Consider the following 2,710-nt stretch of genomic DNA (forward strand, 5'->3'; position numbering starts at 1 on the left):
CCACGAGGAGAACCAGCCGGCGCACCTGACGCTCAAGGACGCCAGCGTGCCGGTGAAGATCAACCTGGCCAAGTACGCCGGGCCGGAAAGCCGCTACTGCCCGGCCGGCGTGTACGAGTTCGTGAACAAAGACGGCGCCGACCAGCTGGTGATCAACGCGCAGAACTGCGTGCACTGCAAGACCTGCGACATCAAGGATCCGACGCAGAACATCGTGTGGGTCACGCCCGAGGGCGGCGGCGGGCCGAACTACGCGGGGATGTGAGGGCGCCTCGCAGGCCCCGCCCTTCGAGCCGCGCGGGGAGGTGAGCGCTGCTCGCAGGTCCCGCCCTCAACCCAGGCCGAGCAGCTTGGCCAGGTTGCGCTCGTCGCCGGGCGAGCCCAGCATCAGGTGCTCTTCCAGCTCGCGCAGGTGCTGGTCCATGAGTTGCACCGCGCCCTCGGCGTCGCCGCGGGCGATGCAGTCCATGATGCGCTCGTGCTCGTCGTGCTCGCAGGCCGCGTTGCCGGGCGGCTGGTGCACCGCCACGATGAGCGAGCAGCGCGAGACGATTTCCTGCAGGTAGCGCTGCAGGATGGGGTTGCCCGAGAGCTCGGCCAGGCGCAGGTGGTAGGCGCTGGCCAGGCGGGCCCAGGCGGGCTGGTCGAAGCGGTGCATGGCCTCGTGCTCGGCGCGCAACTGCTCGCGCAGGCCCTTGAGGTCGCGCGCGGTGGCGCGCTCGGCCACCAGGCGCACGATGGCGGCCTCCAGGGCGCGCCTTGCCTCGAAGATCTGGCGCGTCTCCTCGCGCGTGGGCACGGCCACGATGGCGCCCCGGTTGGGCCGCAGTTGCACGATGTGGTCGTGCGCGAGTTTTTGCAGCACCTTGCGCACCACCGAGCGGCTCACGCCGAACAGCTCGCACAGCGGCGCCTCGGGCAGCTTGGTGCCGGGCTTCAGGCGCTGCCCCATCACGCTGTCGAACACCGCGCGGTAGATGCGGGTTTCGACGTCGGCGCTCTCGTCGGCCGGCGCGCTGTCCACCGGCGGCGCGGCGCTGGGCTGGCGCCGGGGCGGCGGCGTGGCGTTGCCTCGGGTGGCGCGGGCGGCGCGAGCAGGTGGGCGGGGATCAGGCGATTTGGGCATGAAGGCGGCGGGCGAGTCCGATCAGGGCCAGGTCGCTGCCGGCCGGGCCGAGCAACGACAGGCCCAAAGTATCGCCGCCCGCCGTGCGCACCGGCAGGCTCACCTGCGGCAGGCCGGCCAGGCCGGCGATGCAGGTGATGGCCATGGTGCGCAGGCGGATGGCGTCCACGCTGGCGGGGTCGGCGTCGCGCCGTGGGGCCAGGCTGGCGGCCGAGGGCAGCAGCAGCACGCCGTCCTCGCCCAGCAGGCCGCGCACCTGCGCGCTCACGCGGGCCTGCGCGGCGCGTGCCGCCTCGGCGGCCTCGGCCGTGACCTGGCTGGCGGCCTGCCAGCGCGCGGCGATGGCGGGGGCGAACACCGGCTGGGCCTGGGTGATCCAGGCGCCGTGCACTTGCCAGCCCTCAAAGGCGCCCGCGGTGGCGTAGGTCTGGCGCCACGCGCCCAGGCCTTCGTCGCCCGCGATGGGCAGGCCTTGTGGGGTGGCGCCGAGCAGGGCGGCCAGGGCATCGCCACGCGCACATGCTCGTCGGTAGGAAGCTGGACGTTGCCGCTATACCCTGCGCTGTTGGGCATTGGAGCCCAGAGCTGAAATTGACCCATCCCGGCCTGCCGATAACCGGCCAGGAACGTATCGCGGCATGCCTGTGTGGTGTTGGTTCGAAGGGTGTAGCCTGCGCGAGCGAGCCGATAGCTGATGTGGCTCATGAGGCGGGCAATGTCCTGGGGGACTCCTGAAGAAGTCACCCCAACGTATGCCAGGCATGTTCCTATGTGTCGAACCTGAACTGGCTTCATAGCTCACGAATCAGGGCAGAACGGGACGGCTGCGTGTGCCGGTAAATGCGCGTCGGATATGCGCGTTTGATCTTGTAGGTGCGGCACATGACGCTGTGGCGCTCGAACTCTTCCCGCTGGAGAAACCCGATCTCAGAGAGCACCTGGTGGGCTTTATCGAAGCCCTCCCTGCCAAGATCGGCAATCTCCAGCACAAGATGGCCGCATTGCGTGACCACATAGTTGCGCACCCAGCAAGAGTTGCCGAGCCGCCCGAAAAGGCTCATGAACTGATCCAGCGTCATGGCTGGGCCTGTGGATCAAACGCTGTGTCCCTCGATTTCCACCAGAAGGTCGGAACGGCACACATCCGCCCGCAGGTACACGGCCTGTGCTGACCCGATGCGCTCGGAGATGATCTGGCGGATGCCAGGCAGGTGTTCCGGATGACGGACATAGACGCGGAAAGCTAGATCGCCGATGCCGAAGCAGTTTCCGGTCACCCGATAGACCTCCTTGAGCAGGGCTTCGATGTTGTTCAGGCACTCGGCTGCCTGCGCAACGGGGTCGCCCAGGTGCACCGTTTCATGGCCGACGATGCTCGCCGTGCCAGAGATGAACAGGGTCGGCCGTCCTTCGGAGCAGGCAACGGCGGCGCGAGCAAAGAGAGGCTTGCGCGGGCCGTATTGGTCGGGGTAGTGGAAGGCACTGACCTGACGCGGGTTTTCGATGGTCTGTACCGGCCGGGAGCTGGCGATGAAGGCCACAGTCAGCGGTCCCTTCTCGTATCCGAGCACGCACGCGGCCGGC

5 protein-coding genes and 1 pseudogene are annotated in these 2,710 nt (G+C 68.7%); 2 read left to right on the top strand and 4 right to left on the bottom strand.

Annotated elements, in window-relative coordinates:
* Window positions 1-265: 4Fe-4S dicluster domain-containing protein (locus WCZ84_RS13990; protein ID WP_372686887.1), on the top strand; the 265-nt coding region annotated here is incomplete at its 5' end.
* A 66-nt stretch (window positions 266-331) separates the two neighbouring features.
* On the opposite strand, the gene WCZ84_RS13995 is transcribed toward WCZ84_RS13990, so the two are convergent.
* Both WCZ84_RS13995 and WCZ84_RS14000 read right to left on the bottom strand, forming a co-directional pair.
* Complete coding sequence (locus WCZ84_RS13995) at window positions 332-1,126, bottom strand: GntR family transcriptional regulator (RefSeq protein WP_372686888.1); 795 nt, start codon at window positions 1,124-1,126, stop codon at window positions 332-334.
* Window positions 1,110-1,517: an amidase family protein gene (locus WCZ84_RS14000; protein ID WP_372686889.1), complete on the bottom strand. Its 408-nt coding sequence runs from the start codon at window positions 1,515-1,517 to the stop codon at window positions 1,110-1,112. Before WCZ84_RS14000 ends, WCZ84_RS13995 begins: the two co-directional genes overlap by 17 nt.
* Here WCZ84_RS14000 and WCZ84_RS14005 point away from each other — a divergent pair, their 5' ends adjacent.
* Window positions 1,518-1,715 carry a hypothetical protein gene (locus WCZ84_RS14005; RefSeq protein ID WP_372686890.1) on the top strand — a complete coding sequence of 66 codons (198 nt, stop codon included), beginning with the start codon at window positions 1,518-1,520 and terminating at the stop codon, window positions 1,713-1,715.
* 202 nt (window positions 1,716-1,917) lie between these two features.
* Here the strand turns inward: WCZ84_RS14005 and WCZ84_RS14010 are convergent, their stop codons facing one another.
* Window positions 1,918-2,205 (bottom strand): hypothetical protein, encoded by a 288-nt coding sequence (locus tag WCZ84_RS14010; protein WP_372686891.1) that lies wholly within the window; start codon window positions 2,203-2,205, stop codon window positions 1,918-1,920.
* A 15-nt stretch (window positions 2,206-2,220) separates the two neighbouring features.
* Window positions 2,221-2,710 (bottom strand): annotated as a pseudogene (locus tag WCZ84_RS14015) (hypothetical protein); the annotation flags it as partial.

The sequence above is a fragment of the Castellaniella sp. genome (genome assembly GCF_041675725.1).
In the GTDB taxonomy this organism is placed as follows: Bacteria; Pseudomonadota; Gammaproteobacteria; order Burkholderiales; family Burkholderiaceae_B; genus Castellaniella.

What these genes read in the sequence shown, in the direction of transcription:
- WCZ84_RS13995 (WP_372686888.1), bottom strand. Translation starts at nt 1,126, where the DNA reads ATGCCCAAATCGCCTGATCCCCGCCCACCTGCTCGCGCCGCCCGCGCC.
- WCZ84_RS14010 (WP_372686891.1), bottom strand. Translation starts at nt 2,205, where the DNA reads ATGACGCTGGATCAGTTCATGAGCCTTTTCGGGCGGCTCGGCAACTCT.